A 21322-nucleotide genomic window follows, 5' to 3' on the forward strand; every position below is an offset into this window, starting at 1 on the left:
GAGATTTACCCAATGAAGGGACTGACACCTTTCGAGGAGACTTCCTTATGAAACATATTCTGATCACCAGCATGCTGGCGCTCGGCGTTGGCTGTGGGGCAGCAGCAGCGCAGACACAACCAGCCGAGACCAAACCCGGCGCCGACGCCAATTGCGCGGCCGGCACGGCCGACTGTCAAAAAGGCTCGAAGATGAAGATGGGCGAGCAGGCTCAGGGTAAGGCAAGTGAGACCACCGATCAGCAGGCCCAGGGTAAGCCCAAGGTCCAGACGGACGAGCAGGCCCAGGGCAAGACCAAGCTCAAGACGGACGAGCAGGCCCAGGGCAAGGCTGGTGCGACCACCGATCAGCAGGCTCAGGGCAAGCCAAAGGTCCAGACCGACGAGCAGGCTCAAGGCAAGACCCCGACACAGACGGATCAGGGGTCGACTGCTTCGATCACCAACGTGACGGTCGAACAGAAAACCCAGATCACCCAAGTCATCAAGCAGACCAGGATCGAGCCGGTGTCCAATGTCGATTTCGACATTTCGGTCGGCATCGAGATTCCCCGGCACAAGATTCGACTGCATCGTCTGCCGGCGCGCATCGTCAAGATTGTACCCGCCTACGAAACCTACGAGTATTTCGTTTTGGGCGACGGTCGGATCGTCATCGTCGATCCGGACACGCTGAAGATCGTGCTTGTCCTGACGTGACCAGTGCCCGTCGCACTGAAAAGGCTCGCCACATCGACGTGGCGAGCCTTTCCATAAGATCTGCCGATGAATCAGCTGTCGGCGAACGGAACCACAAAGGCCGTTCCGCGTCATAAGGGAGGTCCTGTGCAACTCCGGAGTTGACTCGATGTTTAGGCTCCTCCTTTTCGCCGTGGCGCTCGTCCTCGCCTGCGGCGGGGCAGAGGCGGCCAAGCTGGACCAAACCGCCGTCAATCAGGCCCAATTCGTCGTCAGCCCACCCAAAGGCGTCAATCCAGCTGTACTGAAAGCCCAGATTCTTCTGGATCGCGCCCGATTCTCGCCGGGCATGATCGACGGCCGCCTTTCAGAGAACCTCGCAAAGGCGGTTGGGGCCTTTCAGGCCGCGAACGGATTCCCATCAGATGGCAAGCTCACTCGGGAAACCTGGGACAAACTGATGGCAACCTCTGCCAATCCCGTTCTGGTGGCCTACGAACTGACACCCAAGGATGTGCGAGGACCTTTCACCAAGCGCATTCCGGCTCGCCTGGAGAGGATGGCCCGTCTGTCGAGGCTTGGCTATCACAACGCGGCGGAGAAGATTGCGGAGCGCTTCCATATCAGCGAGCAATTGCTCAGAAAGCTCAATCCTGGCATCGGCTTCAGGAAGGCCGGCACGATGTTGGTGGTCCCAGATGTTGGCCGAGGCGATCGTCCCGCCGCTGTTGCTGGTGTCGAGGTCGACAAGAGCACTCGCCTGGTGCGCGTGCTTGACGCCTCTGGCAAATGGCTCGCAGTCTACCCCGCCTCGATCGGGAGCAACGAGAAGCCGGCGCCAAGCGGTCAGGCAGAGATCAAACGTGTCGTACGCAATCCCACATACCACTATGATCCGGACTTCGCCTTCAAGGGAGTAAAGACCAAGCGGCCCTTCACCATTGCTGCAGGGCCGAACAACCCCGTTGGATCGGTCTGGATCGACCTCTCTATCGAAAGCTACGGCATTCACGGCACGCCCGAACCCGGCAAGATCGGAACGACCTTCTCGCATGGCTGCATCAGGCTGACCAACTGGGATGCCGAAGACCTCGCCTCGATGGTGCAGAAGGGCACGAAAGTTAGCTTCAAGGACGAGATGGCGAACGCAGACATCAAGCTCGCCGATTAGACCACGCGCACTTGGGCTGCCTAAGGGCCGAGGATGCAAGGCTACTAGGGTCTACAATCGCTTGAAGTCCGCAAGCCCCAACCGTATTCGCTGACCTTCCGCATAGGCCAGTGCGAACGATTCCAGATCGAATGATCGGGTCAGCTCCTGGTCATCCTCGACCACGCGGACGAACCATTCGCCGCAGGCCTCGATCACTTCAACACAGGGGCAAACCCAGGCGTTGAATGTTACATCATCCATTTCGCACTGCCTCCCGCGCAATGTGGCCAATCACGAATTTATGGGACCGCCGAAATCAGTTCTTCAAGTAACAAAAGTCTTCAGGGTCTCGACCGAAAACCCGCGCCTTCTCCCTACACGGAAGAAGCGCGCGGGCCGCCGGCTACCCCGCCCTGTCAAGCAAAGGGATTATCTGCCGGGGGACCGTTGCCAGCAATAAAGTTTGACATAGTGGGACGAAAATTCTGCGACGAGGCAATCGCGCGATAACCACCGACCTTGCGATCAGCGCGGTTCAGCGCTTGCGGGACGACTGCGGACGAACATCGCAACATCGCACGCGGCAGGAGCATGGTCGCGGGTCAAAGCAATCGCTTGTCGAAGTTGCGTTGTCGGTTTGGTGGTTAAGCTGGCCTTGGTTTGATCACGGTGGCAAGTACGATGCCGGCGACGATGAAGGCCGCACCGGCCAGGTCGTAATCGTGCAACTTTTCGCCGAGCAGAAGATAGGCGAGCATAGCGACGAACACCGTCTGCAGGTAAAGCAGCATGCTCGCCCGGCTCGCGCCGAGCGTTTCCACGCTTTTGTTGTAGAGATAGTACATCAAGGCCCCACCGGGACCTGCCAGATAGGCGAGCGCGAGAATGCTGTCGACGTTCATGGCGGAGCGTTCGTCGTTGAACAATTCCCACAAATGGAAAGGCAAGGCGACCAGCGCACCGGCGCCGAGCAGCAGCACGACCATCGGCAGGAGTTCGATGCCGAATTTGGCACGGCGCAAAAGCACGGTGTACAGGCCCCAGCAGAACGCGCTGCCGACGATCCACAGCTCACCGGCGTTGAACTTGAGTTGCAGCAGCGCCGTCAGGTTCCCGTGGGCAACGATGAAAATCATCCCGGCGAGCGCAACCAGCGCGCCAAGCGACTTCCACAGCCCGAGCGGCTCGCCGAGCACGAAACGGGCGAGCACCATCGTCATGACAGGCGACAGCGCCATGATGATACCGGCAGTGGTGGCATCGGTGTGGTTGAGGCCATGGTAGATCATACCCTGGCACAGCGTGAGACCGATCGCCCCCACGGCGATGACCTCCGCGGCGCGAGTGCGCAAAAGCCCGATCATCGCGTCGTGATGACGGTGCACAATCGGCAGCAGGATGGCGCAAGCAAGCGTCAGCCGCCAGAAGCAGAGGCCCCATGGCGGCATTTCAGGCGCCACCCATTTGGCCGCGATATAGACACCAGCCGAAAGCAGCCAGCACAGGACGGCGGCCGGATAGCCGGTCAAGGAGGATATGGGCCCGACCTCGGGTTGCGCGGCTTGATGCGCTATCGGCATTGCCTGCATGTCATGCCCTCTCCTTCGATGACGTAGGCGCGGCGGGGCAACATAGCCTGCGTCGTTGGGTTGTGCATCCGTTTTGAAAGGATGAGGCGCCGCCAGGACACCGAGCCAAACATCAGCAGCCAGGCCGAGAAACTAGCCCACATGACACCTCTTTGAGCATATTCGTGACCCGAAGCGGAGTGGGAACGCAGATCGACATACTCACAGTCGGGAGGTTCCCGAGCTCGGTTTCACGGTTGAGAGAGCGTGAGGAGGAAAATCTGGAGCCTGCAAGCCGCAAAACGCATGTATTCGACACTGCTAACATTGCCCGGCAGTCGAATGGGTCTAACTATCGTGAGGCAACGGGGAAGAATCAGGTGGCGGCCAATCGTCGAAACGAAATCCCATCGTCCGAGCGAGGGCTAGGACGCATTCTGGCGGCCGGGACTGCCCGTCCGCGCACAGCTCTGCCCACCGTCGCAACTGTCGTCACGACGGTAGCTGCCTTGTATTTTGGTCGCGAGGTTTTTCTCCCCATCGCCGTCGCACTGCTTTTGACATTTGCGCTGGTGCCGATGGTCTCCGCACTGAAGCGTGTCGGCTTGCCTCGGTTGCCCGCAGTGCTTCTCAGCGTCATTGGAGCATTCGCGGCCCTGGGTTTGTTCAGCTTCATTGTTGCGACCCAGGTGAGCGAGCTTGCCCAGAACATTTCAGCCTACCAGACAAACATTCTGACCAAGGTGCGTTCCCTAAAGGAGACGGGCGTTGGTGGCGGCATAATTGCCAGGCTAAGCGGCGTGATCGAGCGTGTCGGTCAGGAGATCGACAAGCAGGACGTGGCGCCGCCTGTGGCGGACAAGCCCCGGCGCGAACCTGTACCCGTCGAGATCGTCGCCCGAGAGCGACCGCTCGAGGTCTTGCAGAACATCATCGGACCGTTGATCAGCCCGTTGGCATCGGCTGGCCTGATCATCATCGTGGTCATCTTCATGTTGCTCGAGCGCGAGGATCTGCGCGACCGGTTTATCCGCCTGGTCGGCTACGGGGATCTCCACCGCACGACAGAAGCATTGCAGGACGCCGGCAAGCGGGTGGGCCGCTATCTGCTCATGCAATTGGTGGTCAACATTGTCTACGCAATACCCATTGCGATCGGGCTCTGGGTGCTCGGCATTCCCAACGCGCTGCTGTGGGGATTGCTGGCACTGGCGCTTCGCTTCGTTCCCTATATCGGCCCCGTGATTGGCGCGCTGCTGCCATTGTTCCTCGCCTTGGCCGTGGCACCCGGCTGGTCGCTCGTGCTGTGGACCGCTGCACTGTTCATCGTGATGGAACTGGTAACCGGCAATGTCGTCGAACCGTGGCTCTACGGCTCGCGCACGGGACTTTCCCCTTTGGCTATCATCGTTGCGGCGATCTTCTGGACATGGCTGTGGGGGCCGCTCGGCCTGGTCCTTTCGACGCCGTTGACAGTTTGTCTCGTCGTCCTCGGACGACACGTTCCGCAGTTCGAATTTCTCGACGTCCTGTTTGGCAACGAGCCCGTCCTCGAACCTCACGCCCGGCTCTATCAGCGGCTCCTGGCCGGCGATCCCGACGAGGCCACTGACCATGCCGAGGAGATCCTCGAGGAGAAGTATCTGATCGATTTCTACGACAAGGTCGCCATTCCTGCCCTTCTGTTGGGCGAGCAGGACCGCATGCGTGGCGTGATGGGCGATCAGCAGCAAAGGCAGGTGGCGGCGAGCGCCCAAATTCTTGTGGCAAATCTTGCCGACGATGCACAGGAAGAAGCAAGCGCGGAAGATGAGCCGACAGCCGCCGCGGAAGGCAGCGCGAGCAAGGAACCAGATGGCGTCGAGGAGGAAGAGATCGAGTTGCCCGATGGCAAGGACATGTCGGTGCTTTGTGCCGGCGGTCGCGGGGAACTCGACGACGCCGCGGCCGCCATGCTCGCTCAGGTGCTGGAGGTGCAAGGTGCAACGGTGGCGAAGGCAAGTTTTGTCGATATGGAGCCGGCAGGTATTCGTAATCTCGACCTAGATACGATCGACACCGTCGTGGTCGGTTTCCTCAATCGGGACTCCCTCAAGCATGCTCGCTTTCTGGTCCGCCGACTGAAACGCGCCAAGGCAGGATTGAGAATTGGGATTGTGTTCTGGTCGGACGCGGAGCAGGGCGGTGCCGGGCAAGAAAGGCAAGCTCTGGCCGCCGACATCAGCGCCGATTTCGTAGCCCACGGCATGGTCAACGCTGTGCTTGGCGCGCTGTCTCCAGCGCCGGCCGTTCCCCTCAAAGTCGTTTCGAAACGCCGCGATCGACGCCGTCCTGCCCCTCGAAAACGGGTCCCGGCTCAGGCGACGGCCGCAACTGCATAGCCACGGCGCTATGTCTCAGGTTGCTGCGAAGGCCGAATGGGGTCGAGGGCCGTAGTGACGCCAATCCTCGGATAGGCGTTCATAATTATCTACAAAATCAATATGTTAGGCAAGAAATCTGGCGGAGAGAGCGGGATTAGACGCCAAACGACCCTATGCCCTTGAAATCGTTGATTGTGCTTGGTAATCGCCCCTTGGAATTGGTCTAAGTGGATGGTCTAAGCATGGCAGGTTTCAAGGGTAGAGCGCGACGGCACCTCTCGCTGAGGGGGCGAACGTGGTGGTTCAAGATGGCGATACCGGAAGCGGCTCGCCACAGGCCGAAGCTGACAGGGCCAAGCAAGACGCCTTGGTTGCCGAAGCGAAAGAGCGCAGCCAGCAGGAAGAGATTGCCCGTGCTGTCGAGCTTTCCGTCAGGAACAATGCTCAGCTTCAAGCCGAGCGCATGGGCATCACCACCAATCGCGTGATCACATCGCAGAGCGCCGGGGTTGTTCCGCCGATGGCAGAGGTCGAGAAGACCACGGTCAGGGTTCTCGGCGGCATTGAGGTCTCGTATCAGCAGGCCAAGGACATGGCCGAGGTCGGGCAGATCACGCAGGCCGAGTTCAACAAGGCCGTGGTCGACGGGCTGGCTGCCCGTGGCTACGCCGCGCCGAAGTCTTTCAGGTAACCACGGCGGACGTTGAGAAGCCTCTGGCCCCTGTCGAGGGGCTGGAGGTTCCGACCGTGGATAAAGACGCAAAGGACGGCGACGAGGATGAGACGGAGGACGAGAAGGCCGAAAGGCAATTCAACGAGATGGTGGCCATGGCTGACCGCTCTCTTGATCGGTTCAACTCTGGCCCTGCCGAGGTGAGGGATGCGACCATTGCCGAGTACATTGAGACCGGGGTGCTGAACGCTGAAACCGCTCAGGTCGATGAGATCGAGACGACGATGGTCGAAGCGGCCTTTGCGGCTCACGCCGAGCGCACCGTGTTCAAGCCGCTGGGACTGACGTCAGCGCAGTACACATCGTATGTCGACGACGCCGACATGCCGGTCCTCAGGCGCGCAATTGTGGCGGGCGATTGGGGTATCCTGTATCGACACGCTCAGGCCGTAGCGGCTCACATAGCCCAGCACGGCGACGCCAACGCCGACCTCTATTAACCCAGACTTTCCGGGAGGGCATCTCTAAGCCCCAAGCTGACGACCCTGCCCGGGCCTTTCCTGCAAACAGTAATCCGCAGGCTAATGGTCGCGGTGAGCCAGAAACCGAACTTCCAGGTACGGCAGGGGTCGGCTATAGTATGGTCCTTTACGCTAATAGACGCAGCAACGGTTGGGGTTTCCATTGTCACGAGCGAAGGAGAAATGGCTTCAGGTTGCAGGCGTCCCCCTACCAGACCGTCTGTCGCTAAGAAGCTTGGACGCTTGGAATTTAGGAGATTTTCCTGAAAGCCGCATTCGCGAGGGTTACACGCAAGAAGAGGTGCGTGCCAGCGTAAAAATGCTCAATTCCGTTGAACTCCTTGAGCAATGGAAGCCTGTTAATCCCAGAAGCGTGGCTCTCGGGATTTGTCTAGCAATCGGTTGGGACGACGATGTGGGTGCTGACGATTTCAACCTGTATGTCGCTACCAATGATTTGCGACCGCAATACCATCGGCGTTCCAATGCATGGGTCTTTGTCGATGTGTTCGAATGGCACGGCGTCCTGGTGAGCCTTCTCAACATCTTGAGGAAATGCGAGCGCGCTACGTGGGATGATAGTCTTCAAGAACTCAGAAAGCGCTTCGATTGGGAATATGAAGGCATGGCGGGAATGTGATCGAACGTCCGCATCGTCGAACTCGGTCGTTCGGTTGGCCGGCGGGAGACTTCAGGATTGGTTTGGCCGGCCCTGTTGACAACGTCATGGATCGAGCACGAGCTTGATCCAGATTGGTCTAAGTGATTGGTCTAAGACCCGGATGGCTGTTCGACTAAGACGTTGATTTTGCTATCGAAATATCGTCTCTGGGGGGAATGGCGGAGAGAGCGGGATTCGAACCCGCGTTACGGTCTCCCGTAAACACACTTTCCAGGCGTGCGCCTTCAACCACTCGGCCACCTCTCCGTCCTTGCATTCGCGCCGGCCGGTTTTGCCGCGCGGGTTGGGGAGATGCATCCCTTTGGGAAGTGCGGGGGAGACCCGCGTCACGGGCGCCGCCAACCAGCGGATACCCTTCCCGGCGCCCGTCAATCAAACAGGCGCGGGGCTCATCTAGTCGATCCGGCGCCGAATGCCAAGCCATAACGGCAGTCTATTCGCTTTGCCGGCCATGCATCGTTTCGCGGGCCGCCAACGCCTCCGCCTCAGGGCGCTTCGGTATCCGAATGGTGTGCACAGGCAAGGCGGCAGGGCCGGCCGTGCTTGACTTCGCCCCCGGCCACCTGTCGAGTGAGTCGGAGGCTTTGCGGGGGCAACGTCGGGACATGACATCGAGCAATGAACAGCCGGCCAGCGGGACGCTGGCCGGAGGCGTGCAAGGCAGTGGCGTGCCGGGCGGGTTGCCGCCCGGGCGTTCGGACCTGTCCTTCATCCCGGTGGTCTGGCTGGCCTTCGTCATGGCATGGTCGGCCTATGGCCTGGTTTCGGCCTGGTGGCTGGTCGGCAATTCCGGCCTGCCGGACATGGTCTTCTATTTCGTCCTTGGCGCGCTGGCCTTCGATATCATCACCATCCTGTGGGGGCTCTATCTGCTCGGTCTCGCCTTCGGCCGTTCGGCGCACTTCCCGCGCCATTTCACCTTCTGGCAGATCGCCATCATCGTCTTTCTGCTGGCAAGGCAGGCCTATGTGCTGGCTGTGCCGGATTTCGTCTTTTCCGCCAGGAGCATGGCGATCACTGCAGCCGAAATCGGCATCGGCCTGTTCTGCATCTACCTGCTGCGCCGCGATGCCGGACCTGCGGCCGTCTATACCGCGCGGCAAGCGCAAGCGCCGTCGGTCTTCGCCTCGATCGTCACCGCGCTGCTCGGCATCATTCTCGGCGCGGTCGTCGGCGCCGTCGCCGGCTTCGCGCTGGGTGCTGCCATCGCCGAAGTCACCGACATCAGCTGTTTCGAGGGCGGTTGCGGCTACTTCGCGGTGTTCATCGGCCTTGCCGGGCTGGTGGTCGGCGCCATTGCCGGCGGCATCCTTGCCGTCTGGCTCGTCCACCGGCGCGGCCGAAAGGCAGCGATATAGGCGGACGGGAGGCTTCAAATTCGCGTAGGCCGATTGCGCGCCGGGCGTGCGCATTCTATTCCTGGTCTTGACCGGATGGTCCTCGGGAGGAGCTTGAGGACCGGAGGAAAGATCTCGATGTTGCGTTTTCTGTTTCGCCTCGCGGCCATGGTCGCACTTTCGGTCGCCGTCATCATGGCGGTGCTTGACGCGACGCGCTCGGTGGCGGCCTCCGCGCTGGTCATGACACCGCTCAATTCGAGCTGGCTGACGGTGTCGCCCGACACCCGCGCGGCCTTCGAGACCTTCGTGCGCGCCAAGGCTAGCCCGATAGTATGGGATAGCGGCGTCGCCTGGGTGCTTGCCCAACCCGGCTTTGCCGTGTTCGCGGTCGCTGCCTTGCTGCTCCACGCGATCGGCTACCGGCGCCGGCGGCGAGGCGGAGAATTCGCGCCGGGCTGACGGGTTGTTCCGGCGGGCAGGCGACGACAAAGCGGCAACCGTCCACGGTTGTCACCGCCTTGGGCATGCTTTTCCAAAAGGTCAAAATTCCGCGTGAATTTTGTTTCGGGCCGTGCCAGATTGCCTGGAGCGGGAGGGGAGTACGCTCCTGGCTGATGTCGTATGCCTGCCGGAGAACCGGGCAGGCGGGCGGCGCGTAACGGAAAAAAATAACCGACAGGGTGTGGATCACATGAAACGTATCGTTCTCGGCCTCCTGGCCGCAACTGCAATGGTTCTTCCGGCTTTCGCCGCGGATGTCCAGCCGGCCATCCTCTACGATCTCGGCGGCAAGTTCGACAAATCCTTCAACGAGGCTGCCTACCACGGCGCCGAAAAGTTCAAGACCGAGACCGGCACCGCCTATGTCGAGTTCGAAGTGTCCAACGCCTCGCAGCGCGAGCAGGCGCTGCGCCGCTTCGCCGAGGACGGCCGCAATCCGATCGTCATGGCCGGCTTTGCCTGGGAAGATGCGCTGAAGGTTGTCGCGAAGGAATATCCTGATCTCAACTTCGCCATCATCGACGATGCCGTCGATCTGCCCAATGTCCGCTCGCTTGTCTTCAAGGAACATGAAGGCTCCTATCTCGTCGGCATCATGGCGGCGATGGCCTCGAAGACGAAGAAGGTCTCCTTCATCGGCGGCATGGACATTCCGCTGATCCGCAAGTTCGAATGCGGCTATGTCGGCGGCGCCAAGTCTGCCGGCGCTACCGACGTCATCCAGAACATGACCGGTGACACGCCGGCGGCGTGGAACGATCCGGCCAAGGGCGGCGAGATCGCCAAGACGCAGATCGACCAGGGCTCCGACGTGGTCTATGCCGCGGCCGGCGGCACCGGCGTCGGCGTGCTGCAAGCGGCGGCGGATGCCGGCAAGCTCGGCATCGGCGTCGATTCCAACCAGAACGGCCTGCAGCCCGGCAAGGTGCTGACCTCGATGCTGAAGCGCGTCGACGTGGCCGTCTACACCGCCTTCATGGACGGCAAGAACGGCACCTTCAAAGGCGGCCTGCAAAATCTCGGCCTCAAGGAAGGCGGCGTCGACTACGCCATGGACGACAACAACAAGGCGCTGGTCACCGACGAGATGAAGGCGGCGGTCGAAAAGGCCAAGGCCGACATCATCGCCGGCAAGATCGAGGTGCATGACTACACCGCCGACAACGCCTGCCCGTATTGATAGGCAAGGACTAAGGTTTGGAACCGCCGGGTGAAAGCCCGGCGGTTTTGTTTTGGGGCAGGGCGGATCGCGTAGGGTAGCGCCAGCCCGAGACGGAGTGGGGGAGCACCCTACGCGATTGGCTCGCCGTTCAAGGCAGAAGCACACCGCCCGCCGACAACAAGCCCAAGAGATAACCCAGCGCAAACACCACGATCAGCGCGATGGCGATGACGGCGCCGCGCCGGCGGCCGAGCGAATGCACACCCACGCCATACGGGCGGCGCTCCAGCTTGCTGATCACCGGCGCCGGCTTAACCTCGTCGTGGCCGACCACACGCATTTGCGGCATTTCGGCGATGCGTTGCGAGATCAGCCGCCAGCGGTCGCTGCCACCCGACGGCGGCCCCGTGCGGTCGAAGACATGCATGCGCTCGGCCAGCCGCATCACCGTGTCGCGGAAGGCGGGATCGATCTCCAGGTCGCGCTCGGCGCGCTCCCGGTCGCGGTCGTTCATCAGGCCAAGCACATAGTCGCCGGCACGCGCAACGGGATCGCTCTCACTGGCCATCGGCTTCTCCTTGCTACCAGTGCGGTGGTTTGGTTATCGGCACATCCGGCGCCGACTGTTCCTCAAGCGCCATGAAGCGCTCGGTCAGGGCATCGAGCTTTCGCTGCATGCGCTCGATCACCTGCCACTGCTCGGCGATCTGGCAGGACAGTTCCTCGATGGTCTTTTCCTGCTCGGTGGCGCGGATTTCCAGCGTCGTCAGCCGGTCGGCAGGCATGATCATTCGAAATTCCCCAGGTCTCGGTGCACGCAGTTACAAAGTGATGCGACCATTGAGCCTTGTATATTAGTGAATGTGAAGGTCTCCGGCCACGTTCGAAATTGACAATCGCACCGGGATTTGTCGAGAGTGGTCGCTGCGCCGCCAATTGGCATAGACGGGGCATCATGCTAGGCGTTTTGACCAAGCGATAAAAAAATAAGAATGGGACAGGCTGCATGGCGCAAGCCGCAATCGAACTGATCGGCATCAACAAGAGTTTTGGCGCCGTTCGCGCCAATCGCGACATCAATCTGGAGATCGCGCGCGGCACCATCCACGGCATTGTCGGCGAGAACGGCGCCGGCAAGTCGACGCTGATGTCGATCCTCTACGGCTTCTACCAGGCCGACAGCGGCGAGATCCGAGTCGGCGGCAAGCCGGCGTCGATCAAGACCTCCAATGACGCCATCGCGCTCGGCATCGGCATGGTGCACCAGCACTTCATGCTGGTCGACAATTTCACCGTGCTGGAAAACATCATCCTCGGCGCCGAAAGCGATGCGCTGTTGAAAAAGAGCATCGCCAAGGCGCGCTCCGAACTGGAGCGCCTCGAGCGCGAATACGGGCTGGAAGTCGATCCCGATGCCATCATCGAGGAACTGCCGGTCGGCCTGCAGCAGCGCGTCGAAATCCTCAAGGCGCTTTATCGGGGCGCCGAAATCCTGATCCTCGACGAGCCGACTGGCGTCTTGACGCCGGCCGAGGCCGACCACCTCTTTCGCATCCTCAAGCAATTGAAGGAGCAGGGAAAAACGGTGGTGCTGATCACCCACAAGCTGCGCGAGATCATGGCCATCACCGACAATGTCTCGGTCATGCGCCAGGGCACGATGGTGGCGACGCGCGAAACAGCCAAGACGACGGTGGGCGAACTCGCCGAACTGATGGTCGGGCGGCGCGTGCTGCTGCGGGTCGAAAAGGGCGAAGCGGAAGCCGGCGCCGTCAAGCTCGCGGTCAAGAACCTGACGGTGAAGGATTCCCGCGGCGTCACCATGGTCGACGACATCTCCTTCGATATCAAAGCCGGCGAGATTGTCGGCATTGCCGGTGTCGCCGGCAACGGCCAGTCCGAACTGCTGGAGGCGATTTCCGGCATCAGGCGCGCCGTTTCCGGCTCGGTCATGCTCGACGGCAAGCCGATCGACCTGACCGGGGCCGCCGATCCCGGCGAGCTGCGCGACCGCGGCCTCGCCCATGTGCCGGAAGACCGCCACCATGTTGGGCTGGTGCTGGCCTTCGAGGAGAACGAGAATTCGATCCTCGGCTATCATGACGACCCGCGCTATCTCAAAGGGCCGTTCCTCAACATCGATGCGATCATGGCCGACGCCAAGGACAAGATCGAGAAATACGACATTCGTCCCGGCAACCCACGCCTGAAGACGGCGAATTTCTCCGGCGGCAACCAGCAGAAGATCGTGCTGGCGCGGGAAATGGAACAAGACCCGGGTGTTCTCATCGTCGGCCAGCCGACGCGCGGGGTCGATGTCGGCGCCATCGAATTCATCCACAAGCGGCTGATCGCCATGCGCGACCAGGGCAAGGCAGTGCTGGTGGTGTCGGTGGAACTCGACGAGATCCGTTCGCTGTCCGACCGCATCCTGGTGATGTTTGCCGGCCGCATCGTCGGCGAACGCGGCCCCGAGGCGACCGAAGGCGAGCTTGGCCTCTTGATGGCGGGTGTCGAACGCCAGGAGGCTGCAGAATGAGCACGCCTTACGCCAAATTGCCCGCCTGGGCCGATTATGGGCTAATCCCGCTGATCAATCTGTCGGTGGCCTTCATCGTTGCCGGTTTCGTCGTCATGCTGGTCGGCGAGAACCCGTTCCGCGCCGCTGTCATCCTGGTCGAAGGCGCCTTCGGCAAGGGAACCGGCATCGCCTTCACCCTGTTTTACGCCACCACCTTCATCTTCACCGGCCTGTCGGTGGCGGTGGCCGCGCATTGCGGCCTGTTCAACATCGGCACCGAGGGCCAGGCCTATATTGCCGGCCTCGGCGTGGGCGTGGTCTGCCTTGCCTTCGACAGTGTGTTGCCGTGGTGGCTGACCTTCCCGCTGGCGATCGCCGCCGGGGCCGCCGTCGGCGCGATGTGGGCGCTGATCCCGGCCTATCTGCAGGCCAAGCGCGGTTCGCACATCGTCATCACCACCATCATGTTCAATTTCATCGCTGCCTCGATCATGGTCTATCTCCTGGTCGGGCCGTTGAAGCCGGCTGCCTCGCAGGCGCCGCAGACCCGCAACTTCCTCGCCGGCGCAGAACTGCCCAAGCTCAACTGGATCATCGAACTGTTCGGCGCCAAGATCCGCTCGGCGCCGTTCAACATCTGCTTCCTGCTGGCGCTGGTGATGGCCTTCCTGGTCTGGCTGCTGATCTGGCGCACCAAGCTCGGTTATGAGATGCGCACCTATGGCCACAGCCCGAAGGCAGCGCGCTATGCCGGCATTTCGGAGACGCGCATCATCCTCATCGCGATGATGATCTCGGGCGCGTTGGCCGGCATGATGACACTGAACCCGGTGATGGGCGACCAGCACAATGTGGCGATCGATTTCGTCTCCGGCGCCGGTTTCGTCGGCATCGCCGTGGCGCTGATGGGCCGCCTGCATCCGGTCGGCATCGTGCTGGCGGCGATCCTGTTCGGCATGCTCTACCAGGGTGGCGCCGAACTTGCCTTCGAGATGCCTGCAATTTCCCGCGACATGATCGTTATCATCCAGGGTCTCGTCATCCTGTTTGCCGGTGCGCTGGAGCACATGTTCCGGCCCTATGTCCAGGCGCTGTTCGCTTCGTTCAGTCCAAGGTCGGTCGGCATTGAAGCGGTCAAAGGGAAGGGCGCCTGAGATGGATGTGTTCATCGCCATCGTGCAGATCCTCGACTCGACCATCCGCCTGTCGGTGCCGCTGCTGCTCGCCTGCCTCGCCGGCCTCTATTCGGAACGCGCAGGCGTTTTCGACATCGGGCTGGAAGGCAAGATGCTGGTCGGCGCCTTCGCCGGTGCGGCCGCAGCTTCGGTCTTCCATTCGGCCTTCCTCGGTCTCGGCATGGCGATCGTGATGTCGGTCGCCTTCGCCCTGGTGCACGGCTTCGCCTCGATCACCCACCGCGGCAATCAGATCGTCTCCGGTGTGGCAATCAACTTCGTCGCCGCCGGGTCGACCATCATTCTGGGCCAGGCCTGGTTCCAGCAGGGCGGACGCACGCCGGCGCTGCAGCCGGGCGAGCGCTTCGAGGCCATCACTCTGCCTGGTGCGGCCGCCATCCACGACGTGCCGATCATCGGACCGATCTATTCCGAGCTTCTGTCCGGGCACTCGATCCTGGTCTATCTCGCTTTCGCCATGGTGCCGTTCACCTGGTGGGTGCTGTTTCGTACCCGCTTCGGCCTCAGGCTGCGCGCGGTCGGCGAGAACCCGGCCGCCGTCGACACCGCCGGCATCTCGGTCGCCTGGCTGCGCTACCGGGCGCTGATCTGCACCGGCGTGCTGACCGGGATTGCCGGTGCCTATCTGTCGATGGTGCAGAATGGCGGCTTCGTGAAGGATATGACCGCGGGCAAGGGCTATATCGCGCTGGCGGCGCTGATCTTTGCCAAATGGCGGCCGGTCAACGCCATGTTCGCCTGCCTTCTGTTCGGCTTCCTCGACGCGGCGGCGATCCGCCTGCAGGGCTCGCCGCTGCCGCTCATCGGCAAGGTGCCGGTGCAGTTCATGCAGGCGCTGCCCTATGTGCTGACCGTGATCCTGCTGGCCGGCTTCATCGGCAAGGCGATCCCGCCACGCGCCGGCGGCGTGCCCTATGTCAAGGAACGTTGATCTGGGCAGGCTAGTCTGGGACCGCTGAGCCGAACACGCGGCTCGGTGCTTGAAAGGCGCGAGGAAAACGCAAATCGCCGGGTTTTGACCATGATCGTCGGAGAGAACACCTGAATGTCGCATGATCTGTTCGAAGCCGCGCAAGAGGCCATGGCCAAGGCCTACGCGCCCTATTCGAAGTTTCCGGTGGGTGCGGCATTGCGCACCGAGGACGGCCGTGTCTTCACCGGCGCCAACATCGAGGTCGCGTCCTATCCGGAAGGCTGGTGCGCCGAGACCACGGCGCTCGGCCACTACATCATGGGCGGCGGCGGCAAGATCGTGGAGATCGCTGTCATTGCCTCGCGCATGGCGAAGTGCACGCCCTGCGGCGGCTGCCGGCAACGGCTGGCGGAGTTCTGCCGGCCGGACACCAAACTCTACCTCTGCGATAACAGCGGCGTGGTCGAGACCGTGACCATGGGGGAGATGCTGCCCTACGGATTTCGCGGTGATATTTTGAAATGAAGATTGGCTGACATGAAAGAAGCTCTGGACCATCTCGTTGAACGGCTGGACGGGTTGGCGCCCACCACCGCCATGGTGCTGGGGTCGGGCCTTGGCGGGCTTGTCGACCAGGTCGAAAATGCCGTGCGCGTTTCCTATGCCGACCTGCCGGGTTTCCCCCGCAGCGGCGTTACCGGCCATGCCGGTGAGGTGGTGGCGGGGCTGTTTGCCGGCACGCCGGTGCTGATGCTGTCGGGGCGCGCCCACTATTACGAGCACGGCGTTGCCGCGGCGATGCGGCCGGCGCTGGAAGTACTCGCCGGCATCGGCATCACCAAGCTGATCCTGACCAATGCAGCTGGTTCGGTCGACCCCGATATGCCGCCTGGCTCGGTGATGCTGATCACCGACCATATCAATTTCTCTGGCTCCAACCCGCTGATCGGCGAGCCGAGCGACCGCCGCTTCGTCGGCCTGACCGAAGCCTATGACGCCCGCCTGCGTGCGGCGATCGAACGGGCGGCGAAGGCCACCGGAACCAGGCTGCACCAGGGCGTCTATATGTGGTTTTCCGGTCCGTGCTTCGAGACGCCGGCCGAAATCCGCATGGCCCGCATCATGGGCGCCAATGCGGTGGGCATGTCGACCGTGCCGGAGGTTATCCTCGCCCGTTTCCTCGGCCTGCGCGTTGCCGCCTGTTCGGTGATCACCAACCTTGCCGCAGGGATGACCGGGGCGGAGCTGTCGCACCAGGAGACCAAGGACATGGCGCCGGTCGGCGGCGCGCGGCTGGCGACGATCCTCGCGCATGTGTTCCAGGACGGGTTGCCGGAGCCGAAGGGCGACGACGCCTGATGCTTCCGCAGGAAATCATCCGCCGCAAGCGCGACGGCCAGAAACTGTCGGCGCAGGAGATAGCGGCCTTCGTCGCCGGCGTGACCTCGGGCAGCGTTTCGGACGGCCAGGTCGGCGCCTTTGCCATGGCGGTGTTCTTCAACGGCATGAGCCGCGACGAAGCCGTGGCGCTGACGCTGGCGATGCGCGATTCCGGCGACGTGCTCGACTGGTCGGACCTGCCGGGTCCGGTCACCGACAAGCATTCGACCGGTGGCGTCGGTGACAATGTCTCGCTGATGCTGGCGCCGATCGTCGCCGCCTGCGGCGCCTATGTGCCGATGATCTCAGGCCGCGGCCTCGGCCATACTGGCGGTACGCTGGACAAGATGGACGCCATTCCCGGCTATGTCAGCCAGCCGGATGTGGGGCGCTTCCGCAAGACGGTGCTCGAGACCGGCTGCGCCATCATCGGCCAGACCGCTGATCTCGCGCCCGCCGATCGCCGCCTCTATGCAATCCGTGACGTCACCGGAACGGTGGAATCGGTGCCGCTGATCACCGCCTCGATCCTGTCGAAGAAGCTGGCGGCCGGCCTGCAGTCGCTGGTGCTCGACGTCAAGGTCGGCAATGGCGCCTTCATGGAGAAGTCGCGCGATGCGACCGCACTGGCCAACAGCCTGGTCGAGGTTGCCAATGGCGCCGGCCTGAAGGCCTCGGCGCTGGTCACCGGCATGAACGAGCCGCTGGCGTCGGCGGCCGGCAATGCGGTCGAGGTGCGCAACGCCGTCGACTTCCTTACCGGGCGGTTCCGCGACAAGCGGCTGGAGGATGTGACGCTGGCGCTGGCCGCCGAGATGCTGCAGTCGACGGGACTGGTATCATCCCAGCAAGATGGTCTCAGGCGCGCCGCCGAAACGCTGGCCGGTGGCCGCGCGGCGGCCATTTTCGCGCGCATGGTGGCGGCGCTTGGCGGTCCCGCCGATTTCGTCGAGAAGCCGGAGAAATACCTGCCCAAAGCGGCGGTGGAGTTTACGGTCAAGGCAACCGAAAACGGCTTTGTCACGGGGATCGCCACGCGCGACATCGGCCTTGCTGTGGTCGGGCTCGGCGGCGGGCGGACGCGGCCGGACGACAGGATCGATCATGCGGTCGGCATCACCAGGCTGCTGCCGATTGGCGCCGAGGTGCGATCCGGCGATGCGCTGGCGCTGGTCCATGCCCGCACGGATGCGGAAGCCGCGGCCGCCGCGGCCGCTGTGCTTTCGGCCTACACGATCGGGGCTTCCAAGCCGGCCGCCGACAAGACCGTCATCCGCCGGGTGCTGGCGCGCGGCTAGTGGAAAGCGCTACTGCACGAGCAGCAAGGTGCCGTTTTCGACCTGGTATTTTGCCAGCCGCTGCAAAAAGCGCATGCCGATCAGGTTGGTGTGCAGCGCCCTGTCGTCGAGCACCACCGCCTGGATGTTGTCGACGCTGATCTTGCCGATCTGCAGGCGGTCGATGTTGACCACGGCTGCCCTGATCGCGCCGTTGGCGGTGTTGACCTGATGGCTGAAATCCGACGGGTTGAGCGAGATGCCGATGCGGCGCGCCGTCGAGGTGTTGATGGCGACCAGCGTGGCGCCGGTGTCGATCATGCCGTCGACCTGGCGGCCGTTGAGCTTGAAGGCGGAGGTGAAATGGCCGCGCTCGTCAGCCGCCACAGTGACCTTGCGGCCGGTGGGCAGCGGTGCGGCCGGCTTGTCGGGAACCGAAGCGAGGTTCAACTCGGGCTTCGGTTCGGCCACCGGCTTGCTGGCGACCGTCGACTTCAGCAGGCCGTCGAGCATTTGCGGGTTCGACTGATAGACGATCGGGATCGACGCGGATGTTCCGGCAAACACGCCCAGAATGAGAAGCTTGCGCAGCATGGATGGACCTTCGTGAAGGGCCATTCTTGTCCGCACATGGTGTTTGCCGCTTTAACGCCGGCCCGAAACCGAGGCTTTGCGTAAACGGGCGGTAAACGAGACTGTGTCAGCCGGCTTTGCCAGCCGCCGTCATTTGGTCCCGTACATGCGGTCGCCGGCATCGCCGAGGCCGGGCATAATGTAGCCCTTCTCGTTGAGCTGGCGGTCGATTGAGGCGGTGAACACCGGAACATCCGGATGCGCCTTGGTGAAGCGCTCGATGCCCTCTGGTGCAGCCAAAAGGCAAAGGAAGCGGATATTGGTGGCGCCGCGCCCTTTCAGCTTGTCGATGGCCGCGATCGCCGAATTGGCGGTCGCCAGCATCGGGTCGACGACGATCACCAGCCGGTCGGCGAGATCGCTCGGGGCCTTGAAGAAATACTCCACCGCCTCCAGCGTCTCGTGGTCGCGGTAGAGCCCGATATGGGCGACGCGCGCCGCCGGCACCAGGTCGAGCAGGCCTTCGAGCAAGCCGTTGCCGGCGCGCAGCACCGAGGCGAAGACCAGCTTCTTGCCCTCCAGCGTCGGCGCCTCCATGGTCTCGATCGGCGTCTCGATGGTTGTCGTCGTCAGTTCGAGGTTGCGGGTGACCTCGTAGCCGAGCAGCAGCGAGATCTCGCGCAGCAGCCGCCGGAAGCCGGCTGTCGACGTCTCCTTCTTGCGCATGATGGTCAGCTTGTGCTGGACAAGCGGGTGGTCGACGACGGTGACGCCCTGCATGGGTTACTCCTGAATTTTTCGCTGCTTGGAACAACCCTAGCGACAATGCGCCGGCCAAGGAACCGCCTGGCGGCGCCGGCCACAGTTTTGTCGCGGGAAATCGTCGGGGAAGCGATCAGCGCGCGGCGCTGTTCAGCCGCGCAAGAAGCGCCGTCTTGGTCTTCCTGTCGACGAAAGCGGCCTCGATCGCCGTCTTGGTGACGGCGGTCAGCGCCTTTTCGTTCATGGCGAAATGCTCGGCGGCGATGTCGTATTCGCGCTTCAGCGAGGTCCAGAAATAGGGCGGGTCGTCGGAATTGAGCGTCACCTTGCACCCGGCCGCCTGCAGCGCAGGGAAGGGGTGGTCGGCGAAACTGTCGTAGACTTTGAGCGCGATGTTGGAGCCAGGGCAGCATTCCAGCACCACGCCTTCGTCGGCGATGCGCCTGACAAGGTCGGGGTTTTCGATGGCGCGCACGCCATGGCCGATGCGCGAGGGGCGGATGTGGTCGAGGGCTGCCTGCACCGTCTCCCAGCCGGTCAGTTCGCCGGCATGGATGGTGATGCCGAGGCCGGCTTCGCGGGCGATCTCGAAAGCCCTGACATAATCCTCCATCTCGCCGATACGCTCGTCGCCGGCGACGCCGAAGCCGGTGACCAGCGGATGCCCGCAGCGCGCGGCGAAGCGCGCCGCCTGCTCGATCGATTCGACGCCGATATGACGCACGCCGGTGACGATCATGCGGCCCTCAATGCCGGTCTTGGCTTTGGCGCGCAGCATGCCTTCGCCGAGCGCGTCGGTATAGGCCTTGGGTGACAGGCCGGACCTGACGGCATGGTCGGGCGAGGTGAAGACTTCGGAATAGATGGCGCCGTCGCGGGCAAGGCTGGTCAGATAATGGTCGGCGAGGCGCGCATAATCCTCCTCGGTGCGGAACAAATCGGAGGAAAAATCGTAAGCCGCGAGGAACGAGGTGAAATCGTGCCAGACGAAGGAACCGTTCTGAATATAGGGCGAGGTGTCCTTGCCGTATTTCTGCGCCTGGCGGATGACGAGCTCGGGCGCCGCTGCCCCTTCAATGTGGCAGTGCAGTTCTGCTTTCAAAGGCATTCAAACATCCCGTCGGTCAGTCCAGGTCTTGAAAACCCGCCACCTGGAAGCGCGGCTGAACACCGCGCCTTAAACAATAGCGCCCGCACCATCGATCGGCTATGGTCCCGCCGGTTTTATGACGGATCAAAATAATGTCAGTTGAGAGAACCACGGTCGCGGGCGGCATGGAAACCTCCTATGGTTTCAAGAGCGTAAGGCCAGGCGACAAGCAGCCTCTGGTCAACGAGGTTTTCCACAAGGTGGCGAACCGCTACGACCTGATGAACGACCTGATGTCGGCCGGACTGCACCGGCTGTGGAAGGACGCCATGGTGACATGGCTCAATCCGCCGAAACGTCCGGGCTGGAAAGTGCTGGACGTCGCCGGCGGCACCGGCGACATCGCCTTCCGCATCGTCGACGCCAGCCACGGCAATGCGCATGCCACGGTGCTCGACATCAACGGCTCGATGCTCAGCGTCGGCCGCGACCGGGCCGAGAAGAAGGGCCTGTCCGGCAACACCGATTTCGTCGAAGCCAATGCCGAGGATCTGCCTTTTTCCGACGGCACATTCGACGCCTACACTATCGCTTTCGGCATCCGCAACGTGCCCCGCATCGATGTCGCGCTCAGCGAGGCATTCCGCGTGCTGAAGCCCGGTGGGCGGTTCCTGTGCCTGGAATTTTCCGAGGTCGAGATGCCGCTGCTCGATAAGGTCTACGAAGCGTGGTCGTTCAACGCTATCCCGCAGATCGGCAAGATGGTGACCGGCGACGGCGAGCCCTATTCCTATCTGGTCGAATCGATCCGCAAATTTCCCAACCAGCAGAACTTTGCTTCGATGATCACCCGGGCCGGCTTCGAGCGGGTATCGTTCCGCAACTATTCCGGCGGAATTGCCGCGCTGCATTCGGGCTGGAAGCTTTGAGGCAGGACAGTTTGCAGCAGGCCAATTTGCAGCAGGTCAAT

At 62.4% G+C, this 21322-nt stretch carries 23 protein-coding genes and 1 tRNA gene; 16 read left to right on the forward strand and 8 right to left on the reverse strand.

The annotated features are described in order from the left end of the window. The first annotated feature begins 47 nt into the window (after nucleotides 1–47). Nucleotides 48–698, forward strand: a complete 651-nt coding sequence (locus tag AC1D1N_RS21800; RefSeq protein WP_477350958.1) for a DUF1236 domain-containing protein — start codon at nucleotides 48–50, stop codon at nucleotides 696–698. A gap of 148 nt (nucleotides 699–846) precedes the next feature. Then, nucleotides 847–1848 carry a L,D-transpeptidase family protein gene (locus AC1D1N_RS21805; protein WP_477350960.1) on the forward strand — a complete coding sequence of 334 codons (1002 nt, stop codon included), beginning with the start codon at nucleotides 847–849 and terminating at the stop codon, nucleotides 1846–1848. 51 nt (nucleotides 1849–1899) lie between these two features. Here the strand turns inward: AC1D1N_RS21805 and AC1D1N_RS21810 are convergent, their stop codons facing one another. Both AC1D1N_RS21810 and AC1D1N_RS21815 read right to left on the reverse strand, forming a co-directional pair. Continuing rightward, complete coding sequence (locus AC1D1N_RS21810) at nucleotides 1900–2091, reverse strand: hypothetical protein (protein ID WP_112559191.1); 192 nt, start codon at nucleotides 2089–2091, stop codon at nucleotides 1900–1902. A gap of 383 nt (nucleotides 2092–2474) precedes the next feature. Beyond that, nucleotides 2475–3419, reverse strand: a complete 945-nt coding sequence (locus AC1D1N_RS21815; protein WP_436262061.1) for a DMT family transporter — start codon at nucleotides 3417–3419, stop codon at nucleotides 2475–2477. Nucleotides 3420–3778: 359 nt separating this feature from the next. On the opposite strand from AC1D1N_RS21815, the gene AC1D1N_RS21820 reads away from it, so the two are divergent. The 4 genes from AC1D1N_RS21820 (at nucleotide 3779) to AC1D1N_RS21835 (ending at nucleotide 7595) form a co-directional block, all read left to right on the forward strand. Further along, complete coding sequence (locus tag AC1D1N_RS21820) at nucleotides 3779–5779, forward strand: AI-2E family transporter (protein WP_477350963.1); 2001 nt, start codon at nucleotides 3779–3781, stop codon at nucleotides 5777–5779. A gap of 349 nt (nucleotides 5780–6128) precedes the next feature. Beyond that, a complete protein-coding gene (locus AC1D1N_RS21825; RefSeq protein ID WP_477350965.1) occupies nucleotides 6129–6452 on the forward strand; it encodes a hypothetical protein in 324 nt (107 codons plus the stop codon). Between the two features lie 56 nt (nucleotides 6453–6508). Next, nucleotides 6509–6934, forward strand: a complete 426-nt coding sequence (locus AC1D1N_RS21830) for a hypothetical protein (protein ID WP_477350967.1) — start codon at nucleotides 6509–6511, stop codon at nucleotides 6932–6934. A 256-nt stretch (nucleotides 6935–7190) separates the two neighbouring features. Further along, the gene (locus tag AC1D1N_RS21835; protein WP_477350969.1) at nucleotides 7191–7595 is read left to right on the forward strand and encodes an Imm8 family immunity protein; all 405 of its coding nucleotides are present in this window, start codon (nucleotides 7191–7193) and stop codon (nucleotides 7593–7595) included. Nucleotides 7596–7793: 198 nt separating this feature from the next. Here the strand turns inward: AC1D1N_RS21835 and AC1D1N_RS21840 are convergent. Continuing rightward, nucleotides 7794–7883: transfer RNA gene (locus tag AC1D1N_RS21840), tRNA-Ser, on the reverse strand. Between the two features lie 359 nt (nucleotides 7884–8242). Here AC1D1N_RS21840 and AC1D1N_RS21845 point away from each other — a divergent pair. From AC1D1N_RS21845 to AC1D1N_RS21855, 3 genes are all read left to right on the forward strand, one after another. After that, nucleotides 8243–8995: a hypothetical protein gene (locus AC1D1N_RS21845; RefSeq protein ID WP_477350971.1), complete on the forward strand. Its 753-nt coding sequence runs from the start codon at nucleotides 8243–8245 to the stop codon at nucleotides 8993–8995. A gap of 117 nt (nucleotides 8996–9112) precedes the next feature. Continuing rightward, the gene (locus AC1D1N_RS21850; RefSeq protein ID WP_436261313.1) at nucleotides 9113–9436 is read left to right on the forward strand and encodes a hypothetical protein; all 324 of its coding nucleotides are present in this window, start codon (nucleotides 9113–9115) and stop codon (nucleotides 9434–9436) included. Nucleotides 9437–9668: 232 nt separating this feature from the next. Then, a complete protein-coding gene (locus tag AC1D1N_RS21855) occupies nucleotides 9669–10658 on the forward strand; it encodes a BMP family lipoprotein (RefSeq protein WP_112559196.1) in 990 nt (329 codons plus the stop codon). A gap of 130 nt (nucleotides 10659–10788) precedes the next feature. Here AC1D1N_RS21855 and AC1D1N_RS21860 read toward each other — a convergent pair whose 3' ends face one another. Further along, nucleotides 10789–11208, reverse strand: coding sequence for a hypothetical protein (locus AC1D1N_RS21860; RefSeq protein WP_436261312.1), 420 nt, complete (start codon nucleotides 11206–11208; stop codon nucleotides 10789–10791). 13 nt (nucleotides 11209–11221) lie between these two features. Further along, complete coding sequence (locus AC1D1N_RS21865; RefSeq protein ID WP_477350974.1) at nucleotides 11222–11431, reverse strand: SlyX family protein; 210 nt, start codon at nucleotides 11429–11431, stop codon at nucleotides 11222–11224. A 215-nt stretch (nucleotides 11432–11646) separates the two neighbouring features. Here AC1D1N_RS21865 and AC1D1N_RS21870 point away from each other — a divergent pair, with 215 nt between their 5' ends. The 6 genes from AC1D1N_RS21870 (at nucleotide 11647) to deoA (ending at nucleotide 17948) form a co-directional block, all read left to right on the forward strand. Continuing rightward, nucleotides 11647–13179 carry an ABC transporter ATP-binding protein gene (locus tag AC1D1N_RS21870; protein ID WP_142866096.1) on the forward strand — a complete coding sequence of 511 codons (1533 nt, stop codon included), beginning with the start codon at nucleotides 11647–11649 and terminating at the stop codon, nucleotides 13177–13179. Further along, a complete protein-coding gene (locus tag AC1D1N_RS21875; protein ID WP_477350976.1) occupies nucleotides 13176–14315 on the forward strand; it encodes an ABC transporter permease in 1140 nt (379 codons plus the stop codon). The genes AC1D1N_RS21870 and AC1D1N_RS21875 overlap by 4 nt, the downstream gene beginning before the upstream one ends. A gap of 1 nt (nucleotide 14316) precedes the next feature. After that, nucleotides 14317–15288: an ABC transporter permease gene (locus AC1D1N_RS21880; RefSeq protein ID WP_023683182.1), complete on the forward strand. Its 972-nt coding sequence runs from the start codon at nucleotides 14317–14319 to the stop codon at nucleotides 15286–15288. Nucleotides 15289–15402: 114 nt separating this feature from the next. Next, a complete protein-coding gene (cdd, locus tag AC1D1N_RS21885) occupies nucleotides 15403–15795 on the forward strand; it encodes a cytidine deaminase (protein WP_477350978.1) in 393 nt (130 codons plus the stop codon). 12 nt (nucleotides 15796–15807) lie between these two features. Then, nucleotides 15808–16629: a purine-nucleoside phosphorylase gene (locus AC1D1N_RS21890; RefSeq protein ID WP_477350980.1), complete on the forward strand. Its 822-nt coding sequence runs from the start codon at nucleotides 15808–15810 to the stop codon at nucleotides 16627–16629. Next, entirely contained in the window at nucleotides 16629–17948 is a 1320-nt protein-coding gene (gene deoA / locus AC1D1N_RS21895; protein ID WP_477350982.1) for a thymidine phosphorylase, read from the forward strand. Before AC1D1N_RS21890 ends, deoA begins: the two co-directional genes overlap by 1 nt. 9 nt (nucleotides 17949–17957) lie before the next feature. Here the strand turns inward: deoA and AC1D1N_RS21900 are convergent, their stop codons facing one another. From AC1D1N_RS21900 to AC1D1N_RS21910, 3 genes are all read right to left on the reverse strand, one after another. Beyond that, entirely contained in the window at nucleotides 17958–18521 is a 564-nt protein-coding gene (locus tag AC1D1N_RS21900; protein WP_477350984.1) for a TIGR02281 family clan AA aspartic protease, read from the reverse strand. 129 nt (nucleotides 18522–18650) lie between these two features. Beyond that, nucleotides 18651–19280 (reverse strand): uracil phosphoribosyltransferase, encoded by a 630-nt coding sequence (gene upp / locus AC1D1N_RS21905; protein ID WP_095084682.1) that lies wholly within the window; start codon nucleotides 19278–19280, stop codon nucleotides 18651–18653. 115 nt (nucleotides 19281–19395) lie between these two features. After that, on the reverse strand, nucleotides 19396–20370 hold the full coding sequence (locus tag AC1D1N_RS21910; protein WP_436261309.1) for an adenosine deaminase: 975 nt from the start codon (nucleotides 20368–20370) through the stop codon (nucleotides 19396–19398). Between the two features lie 134 nt (nucleotides 20371–20504). Here AC1D1N_RS21910 and ubiE point away from each other — a divergent pair, with 134 nt between their 5' ends. Further along, nucleotides 20505–21281: a bifunctional demethylmenaquinone methyltransferase/2-methoxy-6-polyprenyl-1,4-benzoquinol methylase UbiE gene (ubiE, locus tag AC1D1N_RS21915; RefSeq protein ID WP_477350986.1), complete on the forward strand. Its 777-nt coding sequence runs from the start codon at nucleotides 20505–20507 to the stop codon at nucleotides 21279–21281. Nucleotides 21282–21322: the final 41 nt, after the last annotated feature.

The organism is Mesorhizobium sp. P2_B5 (assembly GCF_056404775.1).